Below are 3297 nucleotides of genomic sequence, written 5' to 3'. Positions count from 1 at the left end.
TCCTCTATTCCTTATAAATTATACATTACAAAAGTTCATTACATTTTGAAGAGATTTTGCACAACCAGGGTGCTAGAGCGTCCCGATTTCACATCGGGAAGGTCATCGGTTCGACTCCGATATTCTCCACAAGAAGCCCCTCCCGGCCTCCCCAAAGGGGAGGAGAGAGTAACGCTTAGTTCCCCCTTTGGGGGCTAGGGGGCTAAAGTTCATTGACATATTGAGAAACAAAGAATACGAGAAACTACAGTTATAGAATTGATATTTTATAACGAGGTAAATAAATAATAGAATACTTAGTGATTTATAGAAATAGGTCACGAGAAATTCGAGCATAAGCAAGAAGCATACAAGCTAGATAAGGGCGTATGGGGAATGCCTAGGCTCTCAGAGGCGATGAAGGACGTGATAAGCTGCGATAAGCTGCGGGGACTGGCACATACAGTTTGATCCGCAGATTTCCGAATGGGGCAACCCACTTAACTGAAGGTTAAGTACTCCGCAAGGAGGGCGAACCCGGGGAACTGAAACATCTAAGTACCCGGAGGAAGAGAAAACAATAGTGATTGCGCTAGTAGTGGCGAGCGAACGCGCATTAGCCCAAACCAATGAGTTTACGGACTTATTGGGGTTGTAGGACCACGATATTTGTTGCACGATGAATTAGAATCCTTTGGAAAGAGGAGCCATAGACGGTGATAGCCCGGTATAGGTAAGTTGTTGTAATGATAGTGGTATCCTGAGTAGTGCGGGGCACGTGAAACCCTGTATGAATCCGGCGGGACCATCCGCCAAGGCTAAATACTCCTGAGAGACCGATAGTGAACCAGTACCGTGAGGGAAAGGTGAAAAGAACCCTGAACAAGGGAGTGAAAAAGATCCTGAAACCATACGCTTACAAGCGGTCGGAGTCCCGATTTATCGGGATGACGGCGTGCCTTTTGCATAATGAGCCTACGAGTTAACGTTGCCAGCAAGGTTAAGCATTTAAGATGTGGAGCCGTAGCGAAAGCGAGTCTGAACAGGGCGTTTGAAGTTGGTAGTGTTAGACGCGAAACCGTGTGATCTACCCTTGGGCAGGTTGAAGCTGTGGTAACACATAGTGGAGGACCGAACCCGTTGACGTTGAAAAGTCTTGGGATGACCTGAGGGTAGGGGTGAAAGGCCAATCAAACTCGGAAATAGCTCGTACTCCCCGAAATGCATTTAGGTGCAGCGATATGATAGTTTTATAGAGGTAGAGCTACTGATTGGATGCGGGGGCTTCACCGCCTACCAATTCCTGACAAACTCCGAATGCTATAAAATGTTTTATATCAGTGAGGGCATGGGTGCTAAGGTCCGTGTCCGAGAGGGAAAGAACCCAGACCATCAGCTAAGGTCCCCAAATGTATGTTAAGTTGAATAAACGCGGTTGAACTGCCCAGACAGCTAGGATGTTGGCTTGGAAGCAGCCATTCATTTAAAGAGTGCGTAACAGCTCACTAGTCGAGCGGTTCGGCATGGATAATAATCGGGCATAAACATACTACCGAAGCTATGGATTCTAACGTTAAGTTAGAGTGGTAGGGGAGCATTGTAATGGGGTTGAAGGTGTACTGCGAGGTATGCTGGACTAATTACAAAAGAAAATGTAGGCATAAGTAACGATAATGCGGGCGAGAAACCCGCACACCGAAAGACTAAGGTTTCCCCAGCTATGCTAATCAGCTGGGGGTTAGTCGGGACCTAAGGCGAACCCGAAGGGGGTAGTCGATGGACAACAGATTAATATTTCTGTACTTGCCCCACGTTAAAGCGGACGGAGGCGAGAAGTTGGTGCGTGCTGACGGAATAGCACGTTGAAGCCAGTGGTAACACGGCGATAGTACACAAAAGCTTCGGCCGGCGTGATAATCCAGCGGATCGACTTCCAAGAAAAGCGAGTGGTGGCAACCCGTACCGCAAACCGACACAGGTAGTTGGGATGAGAATTCTAAGGTGCTCGAGAGATTCATGGCTAAGGAACTAGGCAAAATGGGCCCGTAACTTCGGGAGAAGGGTCGCCCCGTATAGCAATATACGGGGCCGCAGTGAAGAGGTCCAGGCGACTGTTTATCAAAAACACAGGACTCTGCGAAATCGAAAGATGAAGTATAGGGTCTGACACCTGCCCGGTGCCGGAAGGTTAAGAGGAGATGTTAGCTTTTAGCGAAGCATTGAATTGAAGCCCCGGTAAACGGCGGCCGTAACTATAACGGTCCTAAGGTAGCGAAATTCCTTGTCGGGTAAGTTCCGACCTGCACGAATGGTGCAACGATCTGGACACTGTCTCAGCCATGAGCTCGGTGAAATTGTAGTATCGGTGAAGATGCCGATTACCCGCTACGGGACGAAAAGACCCCGTGCACCTTTACTATAGCTTAGTATTGACTTTGGACAAGTGATGTGTAGGATAGGTGGGAGACTTTGAAGCGCCGTCGCCAGGCGGTGTGGAGTCATTGTTGAAATACCACCCTTTACTTGTTCGGAGCCTAACCTCATTGATTGAGGGACAGTGCTTGGTGGGTAGTTTGACTGGGGTGGTCGCCTCCAAAAGAGTAACGGAGGCTTCTAAAGGTTCCCTCAGCACGCTTGGTAACCGTGCGTAGAGTGCAATGGCATAAGGGAGCTTGACTGAGAGACATACAGGTCGATCAGGTACGAAAGTAGAGCATAGTGATCCGGTGGCGCCGTATGGAAGGGCCATCGCTCAAAGGATAAAAGGTACGCCGGGGATAACAGGCTGATCTCCCCCAAGAGCTCACATCGACGGGGGGGTTTGGCACCTCGATGTCGGCTCGTCACATCCTGGGGCTGGAGAAGGTCCCAAGGGTTGGGCTGTTCGCCCATTAAAGTGGCACGCGAGCTGGGTTCAGAACGTCGTGAGACAGTTCGGTCTCTATCTGTAGTGGGCGTTAGAAATTTGAGTGGATCTGACTCTAGTACGAGAGGACCGAGTTGGACCAACCTCTGGTGTATCTGTTGTTCCGCCAGGAGCACTGCAGAGTAGCTACGTTGGGAAGGGATAAGCGCTGAAAGCATATAAGCGCGAAACCCACCACAAGATGAGATTTCTTTAAAGGACCGTGGGAGACGACCACGTTGATAGGCCATAGGTGTAAAGGCAGCAATGTCATAGCCAAGTGGTACTAATAATCCGTAAAGCTTGATGCGACCAGCCCCCTCTAACTCCCCCAAAGGGGGAGGATAAAAGGGGGCGACTTGAATGCTTGCCTTGTAGTATACCTCTATTTTTTGTTTCTTATATATGTCAAC

Annotated in this window: 1 rRNA gene; it reads left to right on the top strand. The window is 49.1% G+C overall.

Features of this window, described 5'->3' with window-relative positions:
- Positions 1–346: 346 nt before the first annotated feature.
- Positions 347–3195 (top strand): 23S ribosomal RNA (locus tag ACW6QP_RS15280).
- Positions 3196–3297 lie beyond the last annotated feature (102 nt).

The sequence above is a fragment of the Salegentibacter haimaensis genome, assembly GCF_054121495.1.
This window is presented reverse-complemented; position numbering and strand designations above follow the sequence as displayed.